Below are 21,049 nucleotides of genomic sequence, written 5' to 3'. Positions count from 1 at the left end.
CCCCCCCCCCCCTTTTCCCCTGAATAAATGCCCCCCCCCCCCCTACTCGGGCCGGACTGTAAGCCGGATTCTGTGACCGGTCGGCTCGCGCCTTCCGGCCGGCGATCATTCCTCTCGGCCCGCGCCTCTCGGCGGGGCTCGAGCAGCCTACCCGGAAACGTCGCCTCGCGGCGCGGGGGCGAGCGCCCCTTCCGTTCCCCTATTCGGCCTTGCTCCGCGTGGGGTTTGGCCTGCCGACCCCGTTGCCGGGGTTCGCGGTGCGCTCTTACCGCACCTTTTCACCCTTACCGCGGCCCCTCGCGGGAACCGAGGCGGTCTGTTCTCTGTGCCACTTTCCTTCGGGTTGCCCCGACCGGGATTTCCCCGGCACGCTGCTCGCTGGAGTCCGGACTTTCCTCCCCTCGCTACGGTTGAACCGTCCGAGCGACGATCACCCGTCCGGCCCGAGTCGCCTGGAGGATACCCCGCCCCGCGTCACGAGCCGGCGTCTTGAGGCTCCGAGACCTTTCGCCGACGCCGATTGGCGAAGAGGTCGACGCCCCTCGCGAGCTTCGGGACGCAGAGGAGGAAGAGGCCGGCCACGGCGACCGCCAGCACGAGCGCGACGAGGGGCAGGAAGATCGAGACGATCGCCTGGAGGACCGCGAGGACGTCCTCGGCGAGCGACAGCGCGAAGTTCGCGACGCCCGCCGTCAGCGCCGTCGACGTGAGCCGGACGGTGCCCTTGACGAGGTGCGAGGCCAAGGCCGTGACCCCGCCTCCCCCACCGGCCAGGATCGCCATCGGCGTCTCGGAGGTGGGGGCCACCGCAGCGACGGCCAGGAGCGCCCCGGCCACGGGCCGGACGACGGTGTGGATGACGTCCCACACGTGGTCCAGCCCCGGAATCTTGTCCGCGAAGAATTCGAGCAGGTAGAGCCCGAGGAGGACCCCGAGCGTCGTCGGCTCGGCGAGGAATCGCGCAATGGCGCCCGGAAAGTCCTCGGGGAAGAGCCGGGCGATGCCACCGTAGACGAGCAGGACGGCGTACGCGTTCAGGCCCGCTCCGGCCGCGAGACCAAGTCCCGTGCCAAAGTGAGCGACAGACTCCATCGTCCTTCGAGGATAGTCCCCTGCGCCCTCGTCAGCGAGGCTTCGTCGCCGCGATCTCCGCGAGCGCCTTCGCCGCCTTCCGGTTCGTCGGATCGAGCTTCAGGACCTCCCGAAGCGCCTTGACCCGCTCCACTTCGTTTCGCTCGTTCGCGCAGGCGTCTGCGAGAGCCAGCCAGACCTCTACGCTTTCGGGAAGACGGGCGGCGGCGCGGCGGAGGGTCTCGGTCGCCTGCCGCACCCACTTCGGATTCCGCCCCTGCACCTTCGCGAGAAACGTCCAGTACTCGGGCCTGTCGGGGTCGAACTCCACCGCCTGCCGGAGCATTTCGTAAGCGGGGTAGTAATCCTCCATCTCGACCAGAGTCCGGGCTCGCTGGTAGTTCGCCTTGGCCACCTGTCGCTGAACCTCCGGGTTGGTCTGGCCGAACGAGACAGGAGCCGACATCGTCCCGCGGTTCAGCGAGCGGTCGTACTCCTCCCGGGCCGCCGTGGTGGCGAACGCCCGGTCGGCTTCCCTGACCTTCGTGAAGAGCGCTTCGAGGGCTTCCGATGCGTCGCCGAGAGTGGCCCGTACGGCGTTGTCGGGGTGGAAGAGCTTGGCCCGTTCGTGGACGGCCTGCCGGAGATCGGCGTCCTGTGCGTTCTCCGGAACGCCGAGAACCTCGTACGCGTTGATCCAGTCGAGACGCCGGTACGTGTTCCAGACGAGCCGCGCATGCATCTCGAGCGCTTCGGACATGCGGGGGCTCGGAGGCGTACCGGCGATCTCGACGTTCAGGAAGCAGACCCCTCCTGGCGCCGGCGGCTCATCGGGCCGGGAGGCCTTCGTGGCCAGGGTAACGAAGCCCGCCGCCCGGAGCCTCTCGAGGATCCTCAGGTCGAGGCAGACGTCGGCCGCGGACTTCGTCCCGTCGACCGCGTCGAGCGCCTCGGCCTCTTCCGGCGTGACGGCCGCGTACTGATAGCGCATCAGGAGATCGGGTGCGAGGAGGGGCCGCGCCTTCGGCTCGATCTTCGGGAGAGCGCCGATCACCGGAGGGAGCCGGCGAAGGCCTTCGAGGATGAGGGTCGCCGTCGTCTGGTCGAAGGCCGTGGGGATGTCGGGTGGACCTTCGAGCGGCACGATCGTGTACATCCCCGACGTCCACTGGAACGTCGAGTAGAGGACCTTCTCCGCGAGCGCCCTGACGCAGGCGTCGGCAATGTAGGGAGCGACCGCCCCGGAATCCCTGAGTGCGTTCGCGAGTCCACGGCCCGGATCCGAGAGGGCCTTCTCGAAGGCCGAGAACAGCACGGATTCGTCGGCGAGCCCGAACGCCCGGAGCAGCTCCCCGACGAGCTGGGCTTCCCGGTTCGACGACGCGGAGAGGAGCCGTCCCCGGTGAAACCAGAAGCTCCGTTCCTCCCCCTTCGACGAGACGAGGACCTGCGCGTTCTTCCTCGCGTGATACGCCGACCGGAGGACCTCCGCGAATTCCGTCTTCTCGAGCGTCCCTCCCGAGAGCGAGCCGCCCCCCGACTTGGAAGTGTCCATAGACCGTGGATTCTACCGGCCCTTGTCCTCCCGGGACGCCCTCCATCTCTCTATTCGCGAGGCAGAGGCCTTTCCTCCGGCTGCAGCCAGGGCCTGTGCCGTCGCAGCGAGGACGGCCTCCGCGTTCCCGAAGACGGCCAGGAGACGCCGGACGGAAGCCGGCCCGAGACCCGGGACCTCGAGGAGCGGGCTCGCGAGCGTCCGGCGGGTCCTCGCCCGGCGGTGGTGCCTGAGGCCGAAGCGGTGCGCCTCGTCGCGGGCGCGCTGGAGCAGCTTCAGCCCGGCGTGCCGGCGCGGGAGAACCAGGGGCAGGGAGCGTCCCGGGACGAAGACCTCTTCCTCCCGTTTTGCGAGGCCGATCGCCGGCATCTCGATCCCGATCCGGTCCAGAGCCGCGAGGGCTGCCGAGAGCTGCCCTTTTCCCCCGTCGATGACGAGGAGATCGGGAAAGGGCTCGCCCTCCTCTCTCCGCCGTTCGTAGCGCCGCGTGACGGCCTCGGCGATCGAGGCGAAGTCGTCCGGCACGGGGCGGTCGATCCGGAACGCCCGGTATTCGTCCTTCTGAGGCTTGCCGTCGATGAAGACGACGCAGGAGGCGTAGGTGTCGCTCCCCTGAAGGTGGGAGATGTCGAAGCACTCGATCCGGGCGGGGCGGTGGTCGAGGTCGAGCGCCTTCGCGAGCGCCAGCGTCGCCTTCTCCCCCGCCTCGCGGACGATCCGGAAGCGCCGGACGTGGCTCGTCCGGGCGTTGTCCCGGGCGATCCTCACCCGTTCGAACGCGGCGCCCCGCTTCGGCGTCCGGATCTCGACCCTGGCGCCGCGCCGTTCCGAGAGCCACGTCTCGACCGGAGCGAGCGCCTCCTCCGGTACCTCCGAGGGCAGGTGGACCTCTTTGGGAAGGAAGGTCGTCGCGTCGTAGTACTGCGACAGCAACGCGACCCAGAACTCCTCCGGGTCGACGTCGCCGATTCCCTCCCAGAAGAGCTCGCGCGTGTCCAGAACGGTCCCGCCGCGCACGTGGAGCACCGCGACGGCGAGGTTGCCGCCGTCGCTGAAGTCGCCGAAGACGTCGACGTCCTCCCCCGCGAGCGACTGCACCCGCTGCTTCTGAGCGAGCTCCTCGACGGTTCTCAGGCAGTCCCTGTACGCCGCTGCCATCTCGTAGCCCTCGGCCTCTGCGGCGGTCTCCATCTTCGACCGGAGGCGCAGGGCCAGCTCGTCGTTTCGGCCGGACAGGAAGAGGAGCACGTCACGGACGGCCTCGTCGTACGCCGCCTTCGTCGTCAGCGACGCCACGCACGGTCCGAGGCACGCGTGCATGTCGAAGTAGAGACACGGGCGGGGCAGGTTCCCGTCGATCTCGATCCGGCACGTACGGACCTGGAACATCCGCTGCACCATCTTCATCGCGCCGCGGCACGTTCGTGCCGGGAGGAACGGTCCGAAGTAGCTGTGCCCGTCCCTGAGGACCCGCCGCGTCACGTGCGCCCGGGGCCACTCCTCCCCCGTCGTCACCTTGATGTACGGGTAGGTCTTGTCGTCCCGCAGCAGGATGTTGTACCGGGGCTTGTGCTTCTTGATGAACGCGTTCTCGAGGGCGAGCGCCTCGCTCTCGGTGTTCGCGACGACGGTGTCGATCGTCTCGAACTCGGCGAGGAGCGCCTCCGTCTTCGGGTGCTTCGGTCCTGCGACGAAGTACGAGGCCAGGCGCTTGCGGATCGAGCGCGCCTTCCCGACGTAGAGGATCTTCCCTTTCGCGTCGCGGTAAAGGTAGATCCCCGGCTGGTCGGGGTACGAGGAGAGGTCGGGAGGGGCCCCCACGGAGGGGATTCTAGAGAGAGCCCGGCGGCGCGCCCGTCGCCCCGGCCTCAGAACACCTTTCCGAGCTTCGCGGCGATCTTCGACACCTTCACGTAGCCGAAGAACCGGCCGCTCGAGAGGAGACCCAGGCCGTCGGTCATCTTCGTCCGGGCGTCTCGGGCGTAGAGGAGTCCGAAGGCCTTCTTCATGAACTCCTGGAAGGCGCCGTCGTACGGGTACCACCAGGGGGCCGCGGGCGAGTCCTGGAGGTCGACGCCGACGTGCTTGACGTTCACGAGCTCCATCAGTCCGTGGACGCCGTGGCTCCGGCCGATCCCGGACTTGCCGAGCCCGCCCCAGGTCGCCGTCGGCTCGCCGAAGGAGTAGAGGTGATCGTTGATCGTGACGGTCCCCGTCCGGAGCTCCTCGACGAGCTTCTGGGCCGTCTTCGTCGAGCGGGTCCACCCGGAGGCGGTGAGGCCGAACTCCGAGTCGTTCGCGAGCGCGATCGCCTCGTCGAGGTCGTCGACGACGACGATCGGGAGGACCGGCCCGAACGTCTCTTCCGTCATCACGCGCATCCCGTGGTGCACGTCGACGAGGACGGTGGGCGGGAACCAGTACCCCTTCGCGACGGGCTTCTCGCCACCGGTCAGCGCCCGCGCGCCCTGCGCGACGGCCTCGCGCACCTGGGCGTCGACGAAGTCCCTCTGCTCGGCGGTCGTCATCGGTCCGAGGTCCGTCGCCTCGGCGAGCGGGTCTCCCTGGCGCAGCCGTCTCGTCCGCTCGACGATCTTCGCGACGAGCTCGTCGGCGACGCTCCTCACCACGTAGACGCGCTCGATCGACCCGCACGCCTGCCCCGCGTTCGCGAAAGCGCCCCAGACGAGGCCGCTCGCCGTTCGATCGAGATCCGCGTCCGCCGCGACCACCGCCGCGTCCTTGCCGCCCAGCTCGAGAACGAACGGCGTGACGTTTTTCGACGCTTTCCGCATCACGTGGCATCCGGTTTCGACGGAGCCCGTGAAGAGGATCTTCGCGACTCCCGGGTGCTCGAGGAGACGGTCGACGTCGGAGCCCGTCGCCGTCACGACGTTGACGACACCGGGCGGAAGGCCTGCCCGCCTGCAGAGCTCGCCGATCGCGAGGCCCGTCTGCGCCGTCGCGGAGGCGGGTTTCAGGACGACGGTATTCCCTGCCGCAAGGCACGCGGCCAGCTCGACCATGGGAATCGCGAACGGGAAGTTCCAGGGGGTGATGACCGCGACGACGCCGAGCGGCTCGTAGCGAAACGAGGCCGCCTTGTGCGCGAAGAGGATCTGCTGGTAGTCGACCGACTTCGGAGCGAGCAGCTCCTCCGTGAACCTCGAGAGGTACCGGAGGGCGTCCGCGGCCGGTACGAGATCGAGGGCTCGCGCCTCGGCGACCGGCTTTCCCTGTTCGAGGGCAATGAGCCGCGACAGGCCGTCGTGGGACCTGCGGACGACCTCGAGGAGGCTCGCGAGGTGCTTCTGCCGCTCCTTCGGGGTCCGGGCGCCCCAGTGGAGGTACGCCTTCCGGGCGGCCGCGACAGCGGCGTCGATCTCGGCGGGCCCCGCACGGTGGATCTCGGCGAGCTTCTCCCCCGTCGCCGGGTTCCGGGTGAAGAACGTCGTCCCCGTCGCGACGTCCTGGCCGTCGATGATCGGCCCGGTCGGGAGGGAGAGGGCTCCCTTCAAATCATCGCCCCGCGGGTGATCTTCTCGACGTGCTTGCGGTAGAAGGCGACGAGGTTCTGGACGTAGTCGGCAAAAGGCGGGCAGGACACGCCGAACGCCGCGAGGTCCGCGGCCGCCTGGGCGTTGTCGTACCGGACCGGGTGGTCGAAGTACTCGACCGTCGCGGCGGGCATGCCGAAGTAGTCCTGGATCGGCTTCGGCGAGAAGAGGAGCTTCGCGAGGACCGTCGGAACCGGGACGAAGAGGAAGTGCTTGCCGATGGCCTTCGCGAAGAGCTCTTCGATCTCGTAGGCGGAGAGAGGGTTCGGGTCCGTCAGGTGGTACGTCTTCCCGATCGCGCCCTCCCAGCTCGAGAGGCGCGCCATCGCCTCGAGAACGTAGTCGACCGGGACGAGATTCACGGGGGCCGTTCCCCGGCCGACCTTCACGAAGACGCCGGGCGACGGGAGCTGCCGCATCGCGTTCAGCGCGAAGTAGGGACCGTCGAATTTCGCCGTCTCGCCCGTCCGGGAGTCGCCCACGACGATGGCCGGCCGGTAGGTCGTCGTCGGCAGGGCGCTCCCCTTGACCGCCTCCTCCGCGAGGAACTTCGTCTCCTCGTAGTAGTTCTTGAACGACTGCCCGACGTCGAGATCGGTCTCGCGGTACGTGCCGACCGCGGTTCCCGACACGTACGCCGTCGACACGTAGTCGAACCGCCGCAGGTGCGGGCACTCCTCCAGGAAGCCGAGGACGTTCCGCGTTCCCTCGACGTTGATCCTCATCGCCACGTCCCGGGCCACGGCGAGGTCGTACACCGCCGCGAGGTGGTAGCAGCCGGTCAGCTTCCGGTGCAGGAGGCGGGCCTCGGTCTCGCCGATCCCGAGTCCCGGAGCGGTGATGTCTCCCATCACGAGCTCGATGCGCCCCTTCGTCCTGGGATGCGTCGCGGCGAGCTGCTCCACCGAGCTCCGCGCCAGGTCGAGGAACTTCTCCTGCACGAGGCAGTGGAAGACGGTGTCGGGCTTCAGCTCCAGGAGCCTCGGGATGAGACGGGCGCCGATGAAGCCCGGGAAGCCCGTGAAGAGAACGACGTGGGACGCGGCGGGAGTCGGGCGCGCTTTCTTCGTGGCCATACCGTGCCTCTCTTCGGAACAGTCTAGAGCGTTTTCTGCATTGCGGCGTCCGTCCGGAGCCGCTGCCGGAACGCCTCGCAGGCCCGCAGCATCGCCGGCGGGAGGCCGCACTCGACGCCGTCGAGTGCGAGGAGCGGAACGGCCGTCGTCAGGGACCCGAGAAGGATCGCGCCGGCGAGGAGCTCCTCGCGGTCCAGGCCTCGTCTCTCCCCCGCCCCATCGAGGAATGCCTCGGCCGTGACGGACGGGAGCGCCCCCGGGGCGAGCCCCGCGAACCGCCCGCCGTTCCACGCCACGAGTCCGGTCGAAGCTCCTTCGAGGTAGAGGTCCCCATCCGTGAACAGCCCCTCGTCCCCGCCCGAACGGCGGGCGTGCCGGAGCGCCGCCACGGCCCCGAAGTAGCTCGTCGACTTGAATCCGGGGGAATCGCGTCGGAATCGTCCCGGCACCGTCACGGCCCGCGAGCCGGCCCTGCGGGCCAGGGTGTTCCCAGGGATCGGCCGGACCGACGCGTCGAGCCTCCACGAAGCCGGGGCGTCCACGTCGGGTCCGACGGCGATCCAGGAGAGGCGCAGTGCCCTCTCTCCGTCGTCGTCCCCGATCCCCTGGAGGGCGGCGCCGGAGGACGATTCCAGGGCCTCGAGGGACGGTGCCGGGAGGTCGAGCGCTTCGAGGGCCGTCAGGAGGCGACGGGCGTGGGGCTCCCAGAGGATGGCCCGGCGCCCGATGAGAAGGAGCGTCTCGAAGAAGCCGAAGCCGCGCTCGACGGCCGGGGCATCGAAGGGGACGGGGTCGGGGCTCACGGGACCTCGCTCTCTCTCGCCGCGGAGGCGAGCGCCCGGAAGAACTCGCGGGATTTCGTTTCGGTCTCCGCCCACTCGAGCAGGGGGTCCGAGTCCCAGACGATACCGCCGCCCGCGTGGTAGGAGACCGTCTCTCCCCGGAGGATGGCCGTCCGGATGGCCACGTTGAACACGGCGGTCCCGTCTCCGCGAACGAAGCCCGCGGCACCCGTGTACGGTCCACGGGCCACCGGCTCGAGCCTTTGGATGAACCCGAGCGCCGCGCGCTTCGGGGCGCCGGTGATCGACCCTCCCGGCAGCGTCGCGACGAGGAGGTCCGAGAGCCGGGTCCCGGCGCGGAGGGTCCCGGCCACGGTCGACTCGAGGTGGTGGAGGTGCCGGAAGCTCCTCACCGTCCGGAAGGCGGGAACGTGAACGCTTCCCGCTTCGCAGACTCGCCCGAGGTCGTTGCGGATCAGGTCGACGATCATCAGGTGCTCCGCGGCATCCTTCTCCGATGCCAGCAGGGCCGAGCGTGCGGCCTCCTCGCTTCCGCCGAGGAAGCGGGGCACGGTTCCCTTGATCGGGGCCGAGGCCACGCGCCGGGACGCGAGGTCGGCGTCCAGGAAGAGCTCCGGCGAGTTCGACACGACGGCCTCGGTACCAGTGTCGATGCAGATCGCCCACGGGACGGGGTTGTCGGCCCAGAGCAGGTCGGCGAGCCGGCGAGGTGAGACCGGCAGCGCCCGGGACGTCCGCCGCGTCAGGTTCGCCTGGTAGACGTCGCCGCGGGCGATCCCCTCCCGGATGGCTTCGACGGCCGCCGTCCACTCCGGAAGGTGCATGTCGGCCGGCGGCTCCACTCCGGGTCCACGGCTGCGTTCGTCGACGCGGTCGTCCCCCGCGCGCCGTCCCGCCGCCGTGTCCGGACCCCTTCGTCGTGCGGTGTCGAAGAGCCCGAACCAGGCGAGAGGCGTCGCGGGCGGCCGGAACAGCTCCCTCGACCCTTCGATCGTCACCCCGGCCTCGTACGTCAGGAAGCCCGCCGCGATCCTCTCCGGCCGGCCCGAGCCGGCCACGGCGTCGAGCCAGGCGAGAAGGTCGGGCAGGTCGCCGGGCCGATCCGCCGCGACGGCTCGGACCTCGAGCGGGGAGCCCAGGTCGAGCGGCGCCGGGAGCCGCCACCCGGGGCCGCGCAGAAGAACGAAGGGAGAGGCCACGCTCGGGTAGTCTACGGAGCGTGGAGAGACGGACGCTGGGTCGAAACCGAGGTGAAGGTCCGCTACGCCGAGACCGACGCGCAGGGAGTCGTCTACCACGGCTCCTACGTCGTCTGGTTCGAGGTGGGGCGGACGGAGTACTGCGACGCCGCCGGGTACCCCTACGCCCGGATGGAAGCCGAGGGCGTGAACATCGTCGTGAGCGACCTCGAGGCCCGGTACCGCCGTCCGGCCCGCTATGGCGACACCGTCCGGGTGGCGACGCGCCTCGCGGCGATCCGCAGCCGCGGGTGCACGTTCGAATATCGCGTCGCCCTGCCGGATGGCGTGGTTGCGGTGGAGGGGCAGACCGTGCACCTTTTCGTCGACCGGGCATCCGGGAAGCCGACGGCCGTGCCGGAACCGATCCGCGCTGCCATGACGGGATTCGCCGGGGGCTGACCCTCAGGCGCCCGGGGCGCCGTTCGGCAGCTTCTTTCTCAGAGCCTTGTAAACGAGCGGGGGAACGAGCCCGGAGACGTCCCCGCCGAGCCGGTGGACCTCCTTGACGAGCCGGCTCGAGAGGTACGAGAGCTCTTCCTTCGGGGTCAGGAAGACCGTCTCCACGTCGGGGTCGAGGCGACGGTTCATGAGCGCCATCTGGAACTCGTACTCGAAGTCGGAGACGACGCGAAGGCCGCGCAGGACGGTGTTCGTCTTCTCGGTCTTCAGGAAGTTGATGAGCAGGCCGGAGAACGCCTTCACCTTCACGCGCGGCTCGCGACGGAAAACGTCCCGCACCATTCCCACCCGCTCCTCGACGGTGAAGAGCGGCGACTTCTCGGTGTTGCACAGGACGGCCACCAGGACGCGGTCGAAGATGTGGCACCCGCGACGGACGAGGTCGACGTGCCCGTTCGTCATCGGGTCGAACGAGCCCGGGTAGACGGCGATTCGCATTGAGTGGGCGATTCTAGCGGCTTTCGGAAAGCGCCTCGCCGAGCTTGCGCGCCGAGAGGACGAGGAGGAAGAGCGCGAGGGCGGGCGGCACCACGCACCACCAGGCGCTCGTCAGGCTCTCGCGGGCATCGGCGAGGGCCCGTCCCCAGGAGGCCGCCGGCGGGGGCGCCCCGAGCCCGAGAAACGAAAGCGAAGCCTCGAGGAGGACGGCCCCGCCGAGGGCGTAGGGAACGATTGCGAGGGCGGGAGCGACGGCCCCCGGAAGGACGTGGACGAAGACGACCCTCGCGCGGGAAGCGCCCGCCGCACGCGCCGCCTCGACGTGCGGCGACCGCGAGAGGCGCAGCGCCTCGGCGCGGACGAGGCGGGCCACCTCGGGCCACCCGGTGAGGGCGATGAGAAGCGCGGCCGTCCACGCCGAGGGCGGAGCGAGGGCCGCGCCGGCCGCGACGAGCACGAGGGCCGGAAAGGCCTGGACCACCCCCGTGACGAAGAGGACGGGCCGGTCGGTGCCCGCGCCGAGAGCCCCGGCTGCGCCGCCCAGGAGGGTCCCGACCGCGAGAGCGAGGGCGGCCGCCGCGAAGCCGACCGGCACGGAGACGCGGGCTCCGTGGAGAAGCCTCGCGAGGACGTCCCGGCCGAGGTCGTCGGTCCCGAGGTAGTGGTCGGCGCCCGGCGGCTGCAGGCGCGCGTCGAGGTCGGTGGCGTCGGGATCGAACGGGACGAGTGTCGCGAGCCTCTCGAGCGCCGTCGCGTCCTTCGGCCTCTCCCGGGCGAGGAGCGGCGCCATGAGCGCCACGAGCGGGAAGAGGGCCAGGACGAGGAGCCTCCGCCTCGCGGAGCGGGTGAGGCTCACGACTCCTCACCTTCGGCGATCCGCGGATCGGCGAGCGCGGCGAAGGTGTCGGCGGCGAGCGTCGCGGCGACGACGGCGAGCCCCGACGCCAGCGTCAGGCCGAGGACGGTCGGGAGATCTCTCGAGAAGACCGAATCGGCGAGAAGCTGCCCGGTGCCCGGAAGACCGAAGACCCTCTCCACGAGGACCGACCCCGCGACGAGCTGCGGGACGAGGGCAGCACCGAGACCCGCGAAAGCGGGTGCTGCGCGCCGCAGGGCGCGGAGCGTCTCCTCGCGCGGCGATTCGCCCCGGGCCCTGCCGGAGAGGGCCGCGGTCGACGCGAGCGCCTCCCCCACCGTACGGCGCGTGACGCGGGCGATCGGGGCGAGTGCCACGAGGGCGAGCGTGACCACCGGGAGAGCGATGCCCGGCAGACCGAGGGACAGGTCGGCGAAGATCGGGGCCCACCTCAGCTCGACCGCGAAGAGAAGCAGGAGGAGGAGCCCGAGGGCGAAGCTCGGAAGCGAGTAGAGCGCGTCGAGGACGAACCCCGAGACGCGGTCCACGGCTTTCCCGGGTCGTCGCGCGGCAGCAACGCCGAGCGGCACCGCGACGAGAGCCGCGAGGAGCAGCGCAAGGGCGTTCACCGTGAGCGTCGCCGGAAGCGTTTCGGCGATCCGCTCCGTCACGGGACGCCCGTCGCGGAACGATCGTCCCAGGTCGAGCCGCGCCGCAGCGCCGAGCCACGTGACGAGGCGGGCGGGGAGCGGACGGTCGAGTCCGTGGAGCTGCCGAAACGCCTCCAGCGCCTCGGGCGACCGCGCGCCGATCGGTCCGTGCCCGATCAGGGTCAGGCGGGCCGGGTCACCCGGAGCCGCAGAAAGGAGGAGGAACACGGCGACGAGGACGCCGAGGAGCGTTCCGGCGGAGGCGAGGACGCGCCGCGAGAGGAACCGGGCCACGTTGCGGGATGTTACGCGGCGCGGGACTCGTACCGGATCAGATCGGCCTCGCCGCCCTGGCGGGCTGCCACCCGGCTGCCCCGGGCCAGAAGAGCCAGAGCCCGACGGGCGAGGTCTTCACGTTCTCCACCCTGTTCCGCACGCCCCAGGCGACCGAGACGGTGTGGAGGAACGAGAAGGGCTGGTCGTCCGAGATGATCCTCTGCAGCTCGGCGTAGAGGGTCTTGGCCTTCTCGCGATCGAACGTCGTGGCGAGCTCGTCCATGAGTGTGTCGGCCCTCGCGTTCCGGTAGTAGGCGTGGTTCATGCCGTTCGGTGGAACCTGCGAAGAGTGCCAGTTGGGACGCAGGTCCGGGTTCGGGTCGAGGTTCAGGGCGAGCGCGCAGGCCTCGTAGCTCCCGGCATCGACCTTCTCCACGAAGGCTCCCCACTCCAGCGGCGAGAGCGCCATCTCGATCCCGGCCTCGCGGAACGCCCGCTGCGTCGTCTCGTTGATCTGACGCTGCCGTTCGCTTCCGCCCCCGGACGAAAGGGTGAACGCCAGTCGGTGGGCTCCCCGGCTCCGGACGCCATCCCGGCCCTTTCGCCAGCCCGCCTCGTCGAGGAGCGAGGCCGCCCGGGCGGGGTCGTACGGGAGCGGGGCGAGCGTCGCGTCGTGCGGCCACAGCCCCGGCGGCAGGGGCCCGTTCGCCGGACGCGCGAGGCCACCGTAGAGGGTCCTCGCGATCGTCTCCCGGTCGATGAGCATCGTCAGCGCCCGGCGAACGCGCGGGTCCTCGAACTGCGGGAGCCGGTTGTTCCACGCGAGGAAGGTGTAGGCGATCTCGTCGTATCGCACTTCGCGGACCGCGCCGTCCGCGGCGGCTTCGACGCGCTGGACGGCGTTCAGCCGCGTCTCGTCCAGGGCGCCCGTGAGAAGCGCCTGGAACGCCGGCGACGACTCCGGGACGACGCGCAGGACGACTTGCTCCCACGCGGGCGGCGGTCCGAAGTACTGCGTGTTCCGAACGAGTCGGATCGTCCCGCCCTCCCACGACGCCAGGCGGAAAGGCCCCGTCGCCAGGGGGCGGCGGTTCGCGGGGTTCGTGGCGACGTCGGTTCCGCGGTAGAGCCGCGCCGGGAGGAGCGGCAGGTTGAACGCGCTCCTCTGGCCCGGAGACGCCGTCCGGAACGTGACTCTCGCCGTTCGGGCGTCGACGACCTCGACCCTCTCGAGGCCGTCGAAGAGGCTCTTCCTGTAGAGGGCGGGCGTCTTCGGGTCGACGAGTGCGTCCAGGGTCGCCTTCACGTCGTCGGAGGTGACCGCCGTACCGTCCTCCCAGCGCGCGTCCCCGCGGAGGGTCACCGTGTAGACGAGCCTGTTCTGGTCCGCCTCGACGGACTCGGCGAGACCGGGGACGAGGTTCAGGTTCTCGTCGTAGTCCAGGAGATTTCGCTGCAGAAGGGCGATGACGACGTTCTCGGGGTCCGACGTCGCGGTGAGGGCATTGAGCGTCTGGGGCTCCCCCTCCAGCCTCCGGTGGAGGACACGGTCCTGCTCCTTGCCGACCGGTCCGCCGCAAGCGGGAGCGAAGACGAGGAAGAGGAGGGCGAGGGCTCGCCTCACCGGAACTCCGCCGGGTATTCGGCCGAAACCGACGCGCTGTTTCCCGAGGCGTCGACGACCCGGATCGATAGAAATGCGGGACCGTCGGGCTTCGGGACGATGAGCGTCAGCTCCTCTTCCCGTCCGTCGAGCGCCCCGTCGGCCGATGCGAGAGGCCGCCACCGGTCGGCCGAGACGGTCCCTTCGGCCCGTGCGAGGGGCGACAGGGCATCCGCGGCCTTCACGCGCAGGACGACGCTCTTCCCCTCTGTCCGGCTCTCGAGAACCGTCAGGACCGGCGGGGTTCCGTCCACGAGAACGAGGTCGCTCTCCTCCGTCGCCACGAGGGCCTCACCTTCGGCGTTCGAGTTCTTGTCGGAAGCCGTGACGCGGAACCGGTAGCGTCCGTCCGGGAGCGGCGACGAGTCGAACGAGACGAAGGCGTCGTCGACGTCCCGTCGGATCCCGAACCACGGCGTCGAGCCCTCGCGCCGGACCTCGAGGTCGTATCGCAGGGCGTCCCCGTTCGGGTCGGTCCCCTTCCAGGTCACCGTGCGGAACCCTTTCCGGAAGAGCTTCTTTCCCGTCGCGTCGGTCCCTTCCCGCGCCGGCTCGAGACCGGCGAAGGCGCCGTTCTCGTCCGGGTTCGTCACGGTGAGGACGGCGGAACCCGAGGTCGCGCCGGGGCGCGGAAAGACCGCCCCCGGCTCGAGGACCGTCACGTTCTCCAGGATCGGACGGGCGTTCCTCTCCGCCCAGGACATTTCCACGCGCTCGACGACGGGCGATTCCCCGGAGGGGGCCGCCGAAAGCTCCGCGCGCCACTGGAAGTACCGCGCGGGCGGGGCGACGAAGACGCCCGACGGACCTGGCCTGACCCAGTCCGACCAGGTACCGTCCGGCTTCTCGCTGTTACCCGTGCGGGCCGAGAGGACGACGGTCGCCCCTTTCGGGACGGTCCCTTCGAACCGAAGCGAGCCGGACCGGGAGAGACGCCCGGCATCCCGGACGGACGACAGGTAGGTTCCCTTTCCGGCGGCCTTTGCGCCCGCCGGGCGCTGGACGCCGGGAGACGTCGACGTCACGACGGCGAAGCCGCCGGGCACGGCGGGGGTCGAAACGACCTGCTTCTGGTCGACCTGCGCCTCGAGGCGGAGCTTGCGGTCGTTCAGGCTGTAGACCCGTCCGCGAGGCCCTGTCGCGAGGAGCAGCGCGGCCCTCCCGTCGTCCCACCGTGCACCGTAGACCGTCTCCTCCGGGAGAATCCAGGAAGGCTCCACGAATCCGTCCGCCGCGATGAGGACGACCTCCGCATTCCCTTCCCTCGAGGTGGACGGCGCGGCCGCCGGGCGCACGGGTGACGTCGTCGTCGAGATGGAGACCGTCCCCTGCGGTACCGGGTCCTTCGCCGGCCCCTCGGCCCCGGTCGGAGAGACTACGGGAGCCGTTGCCTGGCGGGGTTCGCTGCGCTGCTGCGAGAGCTGCGGTACGGCCACGGACGTCGCCACGGCCAGGATTCCTCCGCCCGGCGCCGAGGCGAGCGCCGTCACCTCGGGTCGCGCGAAATCGTGGAGCGTCCGGAGCTTCCCTCCGGCGTCGATCGCGATGACGAGACCGCGGTCGGACGTCCCGGCGACGAGCATCGAGTCGGGCAGGACCAGAAGCGTGCGGACGTGGGTGTCTTCGATCTCGGCGTGAAGAGAGGCCTTGCCGTCCCGGCCCGCCTTCCAGATCCGGCCCTTCGATCCCGTTCCGGCGAAGAGCGTGCCGTCGGGTGCGAACGCCAGCGACCAGACGGCCGCCTCGCCGGTCTCCCCGGCGGGCGAACCGGCCTTCGCGGGCTCCTTCGCCTTCGGGTCGACCCGCCACAGCCGCCCCCCGGGCGACGTTCCGCAGACGACCTCCCCGCGTGGACCGACGGCCACCGCCGTCACGTTCGGTTCCTCCGCCTCGAAGAGCACGCGGACCGTTCCGTCCGGCTCGGAGACGAAGAGCCGGCCCTGTCCGCCGCCCGTCGCGACGTAGACCCGGCCCGCGGCATCGGACGCAGCCCCGAAGACCACCGCCCCGGCAGCCTCCTCGGGCCACGCCCGGGGCGTGAAGACCGATCCGAGCGTCAGGCGACCGTCGGAGGTCAGCGTCGTCCCGTCCAGGTCGCCGGCGAGGAAGTCGCGGGCCGACGCCACCGTCGACAGGCGGGTCGAGGCCGCGCCCGCGGGCGCGGCCGGAGTGAAGCCGATCGTCAGCGCGAGGCCGACGGCGAAGGATCTGAGGCGATGCTGGCTCATCGGGTTCCTCGCGGGCGAGCCCGCTCGATGTCGACGTCGATCCGGACACCGCCCGAGACCGGGCGGTCGAAGGTGACGATTTCCTCGGAGACGAGACGCGCCTCGACGTCGGCGATCCCGGTCTCTCCCTGCTCCCGCGCCCCCGCCAGGAGCGCGAGGGCGGTGGGCGGGAGGGCGTCGAGCGTCGCGGAACGCGTGGCCGCGCCCCGTGTGGCGACCAGCAGGCCGGCAAAGAGGCGGTTTCCGGGGACGATCCGGGAGAGGAACGTCGCGAACTCCCCCAGCGTCCGGGGCTCCGAGGGGTCGAGAAGCTGGCGCAGGGCCGTCGCGTTGCTGCCGTCGGAGACGACGAGCGTCGCGCGTCCTTCGGGTGTTCCGGTGGGCACGGCGAGCCGGACGACACGGACGCTCTCCTCGCCGCGCCGGTCCGCGAGGCGGATCGCGACGACGAGTGTCTCTCCCGGCGCTACCTTTCTCGAGGCCGGCGCGGCCTCGAGGATCCGCAGCCGGCGCTCCTGGGTCGAGCTCCCGAAACGGAGACGGATGCCTCGAATGCCGGGATCCCCGAGGTCGTTGTCGGCCACGGCGGCCGCGAGCGCCACGGTGGAGAGAACGGCGGCCTCCTTCGCGCGAGGCCCTGTCGCCACGTCCTCGTAGGAGACCTCACCGGACGCCGTGTCGAGAGCGACGCGAAACGCCAGAAGCTTGTCGCGAGGCGTCGGGTCGGCCGCCGTCATCGACGCGTCGGCCACGAGGCCCGCGAGAAGCGGGAAGAGCTTCGGGTGCGACGCCGCCTCGTATCGGAACTCCCGGGCAGGCCTTCCGTCCCCCTCGACGACGACGGATATGGGAATGGTCGGTGCGGTTCGGTCGGTCCGGCCGCCGACTCCGCTGTCCCGGTCGTTCGTGAGCCTGTACCGGGGCTCGCCCCCGTTGGCGACCTTGAAGGACTGCTGGAGGGTCGGGATGATCGCGACGACCTCTGCCGATGCGACGGGGAGGTCGATCTCGCCCGCGGCGAGAAACCCATGCCCGAAGGCGACGAATCGCCCGTCGGGATAGACCTCCGTGACCGTCCCGGTGGCCCCCAGCTGCAGGTCGCCCCGAACCAGGTAGGCGGTGACGGAGCCTCCCGGTACGAGGGTTGCTGGCGTCCCCGACGCCGTTCCGATCGCGGCGGGGGAAGTAGCCCCCATGAGCGTCAGGTTCGCCTCGCTCGCCCCGAGGCGGGACAGGGGTGTGCGAAAGGCCGCGACGGTCGCAGCAGGAAGCCCCGTCCCTTGGAACGAAAGGAGGGTCGAGCCTTCCGATGGATACGCGGGTGCGGAGGGCAGGCTCTCGAGCATCGCGCGACGCAGCTCCCCCAGCCGGGGTTCCTCCGGCAGGGCCGCGAGGCGGGCGAAAAAGGCCGCGTGGTCCGCGATCGGCGGCCCGGCGGTCCGGCTGGTACCCCCGAGCAAGGGTTTTTCCGGCACGATCGAGTCCATCGCGCCGATCGGCGTCACGCCCGCGATGGCCTTCCGGGAGAAGCCCCAGCCGTAGGCGACCGCCCCGGCGAGCCGGCCCTCGAGGTAGACGGGGCTCCCGCTCATTCCGGCCGCGATGCCCGTCTCCGCCAGGTCGAGACCGGAAAGGGACACCAGGATCATCGACCGCCCCACGACGACGTTCTTCACGACGCCCAGGACCTCCACGTCGAATCTCTCGACGTCGTGCCCGCGGACGACCGTCAGCCCGTACCCCTTCATGCCGGCCCGGACCTCCTCGACGGGGAGGGTCTCAGAAGCGGCTGCAGGGCCCCGAAAGAGGGTCAGCGCCAGCGCCGCGAGCAGGACGTAACGCTTTGACCCTCTTCGAGATTCCATGCTACCTTGACCTGATTTCAGTCCCCTCTGGGGCGGGAGAGAAATGACGGAAGCCGGCAACGCCAACATCGTTCAGCTGTTCCTCACGGCGGGGTGGACGGCGCGGGCCGTCCTGGTGGTTCTCGCCCTCTTTTCCCTGGGGTCCTGGGCGGTCATCGTCGGAAAGCTCTGGAGTTTCTCACGGGCCGCCTCCCACTCGACGCGGTTCCTGGCCCACTTCCGGAAGAGCCGCAAGTTCGCTGACGTCCTCGGTGTCTGCGACCAGTACCCCAGCAGCCCCCTCGTCGGGCTCTTCCGCGCCGGCTACGCCGAGCTGGACGCCCAGGTGAGGGCGGGCCGGGACGTCGCCCCGTCGGACTCCGGCCGCCTGTTCGTCAAGAGCCTCCCTGCGATCGAGCGGGCACTCGAGCGGGCCGCCGGAGTCGAGACGAACCATCTGACGAAGCGGCTCCCGTTCCTGGCCACCACGGCTTCGGCCACGCCGTTCATCGGACTTTTCGGGACCGTCTGGGGAATCCTCGGTGCCTTCCGGCAGATCGGCATCACCGGCTCGACCTCCATCGTCACCGTCGCCCCGGGCATTGCCGAGGCCCTGGTCAACACCGCCGCGGGCCTCGTCGCCGCCGTACCGGCCCTGATCGCCTACAACTACTTCAACGGCCAGGTCCGGATCACCCGCTCCGAGATGCGGGACTTCGCCCTGGAGTTTCTGAACCTCGCCGAGCGCCACTTCACCTGATACGGCGGGAGGAACGAGCGGATGTCCGTCAAGATCGACGACGACGTCGAAGCCTATTCCGACATCAACGTCACCCCTCTGGTCGACGTGATGCTCGTCCTGCTGATCATCTTCATGGTCACGGCGCCCCTCCTTCACCAGGGCGTGGAGGTGAAGCTCCCCAAGTCGGTCTCCCAGAACCTGCCGACGACCCCGGAGGACCCCCTCATCCTCTCGATCACGAGGAAGGAGGTCTACTACCTCAACGAGACGCCGATCCCGAAACAGCAGCTGCGCGACCGTCTGAAGCTGATCCTGAAGAACCGGAAGGACCGCTCCGTCTACCTCAAGGCGGACCGGAACCTGCCCTACGGGGTCGTCGTCGAGACGATGGACGTCCTCAACCGGCTCGGGGTCGAGAATCTCGGGATGGTCACGGAGCTCAGGAGCGAGAAGGGATCGTGACGGTTTCCGAGATCCTGGAAGAGAGGATCCGGCGTCCCGACGCACCGCACGGTCTCGCGACGGCGCTCTCGCTGGCGGCCCACGCCACCTTCGTGGTCTTCCTCGTCCTCATCTCGCAACCGAGAAAGCTGACGACGGCACCCCTCGTCTCGCTTCCGGTCCGGGTCGTCTCCCCGGGAGCGCTCGCCCGGCTGTCGGCCCGGCCGGCCCGAGCCCCCGCCGAGGCGCCCCGGCGTCCCGTCATCGAGAAGATCCGCGAGGAAGCACCCGTGCCCTCGAAGCAAGCGCTCCCCTTGCCGGATAAGGGGAAGAAGCCGAAAGACGCCCGGCCGGCACCCGCACCCCGGCCGGCAGCGGCGACGTCGTCACCCCGGCCCGCAGCCGACGGCTCCGCCGTCGACCTCCCGTCCGCCGGCGCCGGGCTGGGGGGCGACGGAGCACCGGGACTGACCGATTTCGGCGCGTCCGTGTCCGGCTTCGACGCCGACTTCCCATTCGCCTACTACGCCGAACAGCTCCAGGCTCTCATCGGAGCCAACTGGCTCAAGCCCGACGCCCCGGCCGGCACGGTCTGCGTCGTGACCTTCCGGATCCAGCGCTCGGGCCAGGTGACCGATGTGAAGGTCGAGACTCCTTCCGGCCTCGCCTTCTACGACCGGGCCGCTTCCCGCTCGATCTACTCCGCAAACCCGCTCCCTCCCCTTCCGCCGGAGTTCCAGCGGGACGAGCTGGGGGTCCACATCCGCTTCCAGTGAAGCACCGCCGGAGGTCCGCGATGCGTCTTGCTCCCGTCGTAACGAGCCTCGCGCTCGTTCTCTCCCTCGCCCCCCTCACCGGGCAGCAGCCGGCCCCGCCGGTCGCCCCGCCCGCGCAGCCCACCGATATCTCACTCGTCCTCTCCCAGGAGGGGGCCCGGCGCATCGCGCTGGCCGTGCCGCCCGCGACCGCTCCCGTGTCCGACATCGTCCAGCGGGAGCTCGTCGAGCCCTTCCACAAGACGCTCGCAGGCGACCTCGGCATCTCTCCCTGGTTCGTCCTCGCCGACCCCGCGCTCCATCCGAAGGGGCTCCGGCCGCCCGCCACGCGCGAGGAGGGGGACGCCTGGATCGCCTCGGGCGCCCAGTTCCTCCTGGACACGCAGATCCGGTCGGAGGGGACGAACGTCGTCGTCTCGGCGCAGCTCCTCGACCTCAGGACCCTGCGGCCGATCCTGGGCAAGTCCTACTCGGCCGGTGGCGCGTCGATCCGGAGGGTCGCCCACGTCGTCGCCAACGACGTCGTCCGTCAGTTCACGGGAAAGCCGGGGCCTTTCCTGACCCGGATCGTCTTCAGCTCCGACCGGGACGGGGGGCGCAATAAAGAGCTCTACGTCATGGACTACGACGGCGAGAACCAGCGGCGCATCACGTTCCACCGTTCGCTCTCCATCGCCCCCGACTGGTCCTACGACGGCGACAAGGTCGTCTACCAGTCCTTCGTGAGCACCCCTCCGGGCCTCTACTGGTTCTCGCTCGCGGCCGCGCCGCGCAACAAGATTCCCCTCACCACCGAGCTGAACTCGGCGCCGTCGTTCTCCCCCGACGGCAAGAGCGTCGCCTACGCTGGAAGCGTCAAGGGCAACCCCGAGATCTTCGTCGTCGGGCTGAACGGGTCCAACCCGCGGCGCCTGACGGACTCCTCCGCCATCGACTCCAGCCCCCGCTTCTCTCCGAACGGGCGGGAGATCGCCTTCACGTCGAACCGGCAGGGCACCCCGCAGATCTACCTGATGGACCTCGAAGGATCCAACGTCAGGAAGCTCACCCTGACCGGGAACTGGAGCGACGAGCCGGCGTTTTCCCCCGACGGCGGCCGGCTCGCCTACGCGTGCCGGAACGACGGGGACTTTCAGATCTGCATCCTCGACCTGACGACGGGCAGGACGGTTCAGATATCCAGCGGGCCGGGCGCTCACGAGAACCCGTCCTGGTCGCCGGACGGATCCCGGATCGCATGGGAGCTCCAGAGGGGGCGGTCGACGCAGATCGTCTCCGCCGGAATCGACGGATCGGGCTTCAAGGTCCTGACGGCGGCCGGAAACAACGGCTACCCGGTCTGGCAACGGACGACGGAATGAAAATGGCGAAGA

At 70.3% G+C, this 21,049-nt stretch carries 18 protein-coding genes and 1 other RNA gene; 5 read left to right on the top strand and 14 right to left on the bottom strand.

The features are described from left to right. Nucleotides 1-43: 43 nt before the first annotated feature. From rnpB to IPN03_01220, 8 genes are all read right to left on the bottom strand, one after another. Nucleotides 44-446: RNase P RNA component class A (rnpB, locus tag IPN03_01255), an RNA gene on the bottom strand. A gap of 28 nt (nt 447-474) precedes the next feature. After that, nucleotides 475-1,092, bottom strand: a complete 618-nt coding sequence (locus IPN03_01250) for a DUF4126 domain-containing protein (protein ID MBK9372384.1) — start codon at nt 1,090-1,092, stop codon at nt 475-477. A 31-nt stretch (nt 1,093-1,123) separates the two neighbouring features. After that, nucleotides 1,124-2,626, bottom strand: a complete 1,503-nt coding sequence (locus IPN03_01245; protein MBK9372383.1) for a DUF4388 domain-containing protein — start codon at nt 2,624-2,626, stop codon at nt 1,124-1,126. A gap of 12 nt (nt 2,627-2,638) precedes the next feature. Next, nucleotides 2,639-4,447: an excinuclease ABC subunit UvrC gene (gene uvrC, locus IPN03_01240; protein ID MBK9372382.1), complete on the bottom strand. Its 1,809-nt coding sequence runs from the start codon at nt 4,445-4,447 to the stop codon at nt 2,639-2,641. A gap of 47 nt (nt 4,448-4,494) precedes the next feature. Further along, complete coding sequence (locus IPN03_01235) at nt 4,495-6,144, bottom strand: aldehyde dehydrogenase (protein ID MBK9372381.1); 1,650 nt, start codon at nt 6,142-6,144, stop codon at nt 4,495-4,497. Next, nucleotides 6,141-7,259, bottom strand: a complete 1,119-nt coding sequence (locus IPN03_01230; protein MBK9372380.1) for an SDR family oxidoreductase — start codon at nt 7,257-7,259, stop codon at nt 6,141-6,143. Before IPN03_01230 ends, IPN03_01235 begins: the two co-directional genes overlap by 4 nt. A 23-nt stretch (nt 7,260-7,282) precedes the next feature. Further along, nucleotides 7,283-8,062: an aminotransferase class IV gene (locus tag IPN03_01225; GenBank protein MBK9372379.1), complete on the bottom strand. Its 780-nt coding sequence runs from the start codon at nt 8,060-8,062 to the stop codon at nt 7,283-7,285. Continuing rightward, nucleotides 8,059-9,261: an anthranilate synthase component I family protein gene (locus IPN03_01220; protein ID MBK9372378.1), complete on the bottom strand. Its 1,203-nt coding sequence runs from the start codon at nt 9,259-9,261 to the stop codon at nt 8,059-8,061. The genes IPN03_01225 and IPN03_01220 overlap by 4 nt, the downstream gene beginning before the upstream one ends. Nucleotides 9,262-9,312: 51 nt before the next feature. On the opposite strand from IPN03_01220, the gene IPN03_01215 reads away from it, so the two are divergent. Further along, nucleotides 9,313-9,702, top strand: a complete 390-nt coding sequence (locus IPN03_01215; GenBank protein ID MBK9372377.1) for an acyl-CoA thioesterase — start codon at nt 9,313-9,315, stop codon at nt 9,700-9,702. A 3-nt stretch (nt 9,703-9,705) separates the two neighbouring features. Here the strand turns inward: IPN03_01215 and coaD are convergent, their stop codons facing one another. The 6 genes from coaD to IPN03_01185 are packed head-to-tail and all read right to left on the bottom strand — an operon-like array spanning nt 9,706 to nt 17,621. Then, nucleotides 9,706-10,200 (bottom strand): pantetheine-phosphate adenylyltransferase, encoded by a 495-nt coding sequence (coaD, locus tag IPN03_01210; protein MBK9372376.1) that lies wholly within the window; start codon nt 10,198-10,200, stop codon nt 9,706-9,708. Between the two features lie 13 nt (nt 10,201-10,213). Then, nucleotides 10,214-11,056 (bottom strand): ABC transporter permease, encoded by an 843-nt coding sequence (locus tag IPN03_01205; GenBank protein ID MBK9372375.1) that lies wholly within the window; start codon nt 11,054-11,056, stop codon nt 10,214-10,216. Next, on the bottom strand, nt 11,053-12,000 hold the full coding sequence (locus IPN03_01200; protein ID MBK9372374.1) for an ABC transporter permease: 948 nt from the start codon (nt 11,998-12,000) through the stop codon (nt 11,053-11,055). The genes IPN03_01205 and IPN03_01200 overlap by 4 nt, the downstream gene beginning before the upstream one ends. A gap of 37 nt (nt 12,001-12,037) precedes the next feature. After that, the gene (locus IPN03_01195; GenBank protein MBK9372373.1) at nt 12,038-13,606 is read right to left on the bottom strand and encodes a hypothetical protein; all 1,569 of its coding nucleotides are present in this window, start codon (nt 13,604-13,606) and stop codon (nt 12,038-12,040) included. Next, nucleotides 13,603-15,873, bottom strand: coding sequence for a hypothetical protein (locus IPN03_01190; protein ID MBK9372372.1), 2,271 nt, complete (start codon nt 15,871-15,873; stop codon nt 13,603-13,605). The genes IPN03_01195 and IPN03_01190 overlap by 4 nt, the downstream gene beginning before the upstream one ends. Beyond that, nucleotides 15,870-17,621: a hypothetical protein gene (locus IPN03_01185; GenBank protein ID MBK9372371.1), complete on the bottom strand. Its 1,752-nt coding sequence runs from the start codon at nt 17,619-17,621 to the stop codon at nt 15,870-15,872. The genes IPN03_01190 and IPN03_01185 overlap by 4 nt, the downstream gene beginning before the upstream one ends. 160 nt (nt 17,622-17,781) lie before the next feature. On the opposite strand from IPN03_01185, the gene IPN03_01180 reads away from it, so the two are divergent. Genes IPN03_01180 through IPN03_01165 form a run of 4 tightly spaced genes read left to right on the top strand, consistent with a single transcriptional unit; the run spans nt 17,782 to nt 21,037 of the window. Continuing rightward, a complete protein-coding gene (locus IPN03_01180; GenBank protein ID MBK9372370.1) occupies nt 17,782-18,477 on the top strand; it encodes a MotA/TolQ/ExbB proton channel family protein in 696 nt (231 codons plus the stop codon). Nucleotides 18,478-18,498: 21 nt separating this feature from the next. Further along, nucleotides 18,499-18,921 carry an ExbD/TolR family protein gene (locus IPN03_01175; protein MBK9372369.1) on the top strand — a complete coding sequence of 141 codons (423 nt, stop codon included), beginning with the start codon at nt 18,499-18,501 and terminating at the stop codon, nt 18,919-18,921. After that, nucleotides 18,918-19,676, top strand: a complete 759-nt coding sequence (locus IPN03_01170) for a TonB C-terminal domain-containing protein (GenBank protein MBK9372368.1) — start codon at nt 18,918-18,920, stop codon at nt 19,674-19,676. The genes IPN03_01175 and IPN03_01170 overlap by 4 nt, the downstream gene beginning before the upstream one ends. Nucleotides 19,677-19,696: 20 nt before the next feature. After that, nucleotides 19,697-21,037, top strand: a complete 1,341-nt coding sequence (locus tag IPN03_01165; GenBank protein MBK9372367.1) for a PD40 domain-containing protein — start codon at nt 19,697-19,699, stop codon at nt 21,035-21,037. Nucleotides 21,038-21,049: the final 12 nt, after the last annotated feature.

Source organism: Holophagales bacterium (assembly GCA_016719485.1).
GTDB lineage: Bacteria > Acidobacteriota > Thermoanaerobaculia > UBA5066 > UBA5066 > UBA5066.
Note: the sequence above shows the minus strand (reverse complement) of the source record. Positions and strands in the feature narration are given on the sequence as shown.

What these genes read in the sequence shown, in the direction of transcription:
- IPN03_01250 (MBK9372384.1), bottom strand. Translation starts at nt 1,092, where the DNA reads ATGGAGTCTGTCGCTCACTTTGGCACGGGACTTGGTCTCGCGGCCGGA.
- IPN03_01180 (MBK9372370.1), top strand. Translation starts at nt 17,782, where the DNA reads ATGACGGAAGCCGGCAACGCCAACATCGTTCAGCTGTTCCTCACGGCG.
- IPN03_01175 (MBK9372369.1), top strand. Translation starts at nt 18,499, where the DNA reads ATGTCCGTCAAGATCGACGACGACGTCGAAGCCTATTCCGACATCAAC.
- IPN03_01165 (MBK9372367.1), top strand. Translation starts at nt 19,697, where the DNA reads ATGCGTCTTGCTCCCGTCGTAACGAGCCTCGCGCTCGTTCTCTCCCTC.
- IPN03_01245 (MBK9372383.1), bottom strand. Translation starts at nt 2,626, where the DNA reads ATGGACACTTCCAAGTCGGGGGGCGGCTCGCTCTCGGGAGGGACGCTC.
- coaD (MBK9372376.1), bottom strand. Translation starts at nt 10,200, where the DNA reads ATGCGAATCGCCGTCTACCCGGGCTCGTTCGACCCGATGACGAACGGG.
- IPN03_01190 (MBK9372372.1), bottom strand. Translation starts at nt 15,873, where the DNA reads ATGAGCCAGCATCGCCTCAGATCCTTCGCCGTCGGCCTCGCGCTGACG.
- IPN03_01230 (MBK9372380.1), bottom strand. Translation starts at nt 7,259, where the DNA reads ATGGCCACGAAGAAAGCGCGCCCGACTCCCGCCGCGTCCCACGTCGTT.
- IPN03_01185 (MBK9372371.1), bottom strand. Translation starts at nt 17,621, where the DNA reads ATGAAGGGGTACGGGCTGACGGTCGTCCGCGGGCACGACGTCGAGAGA.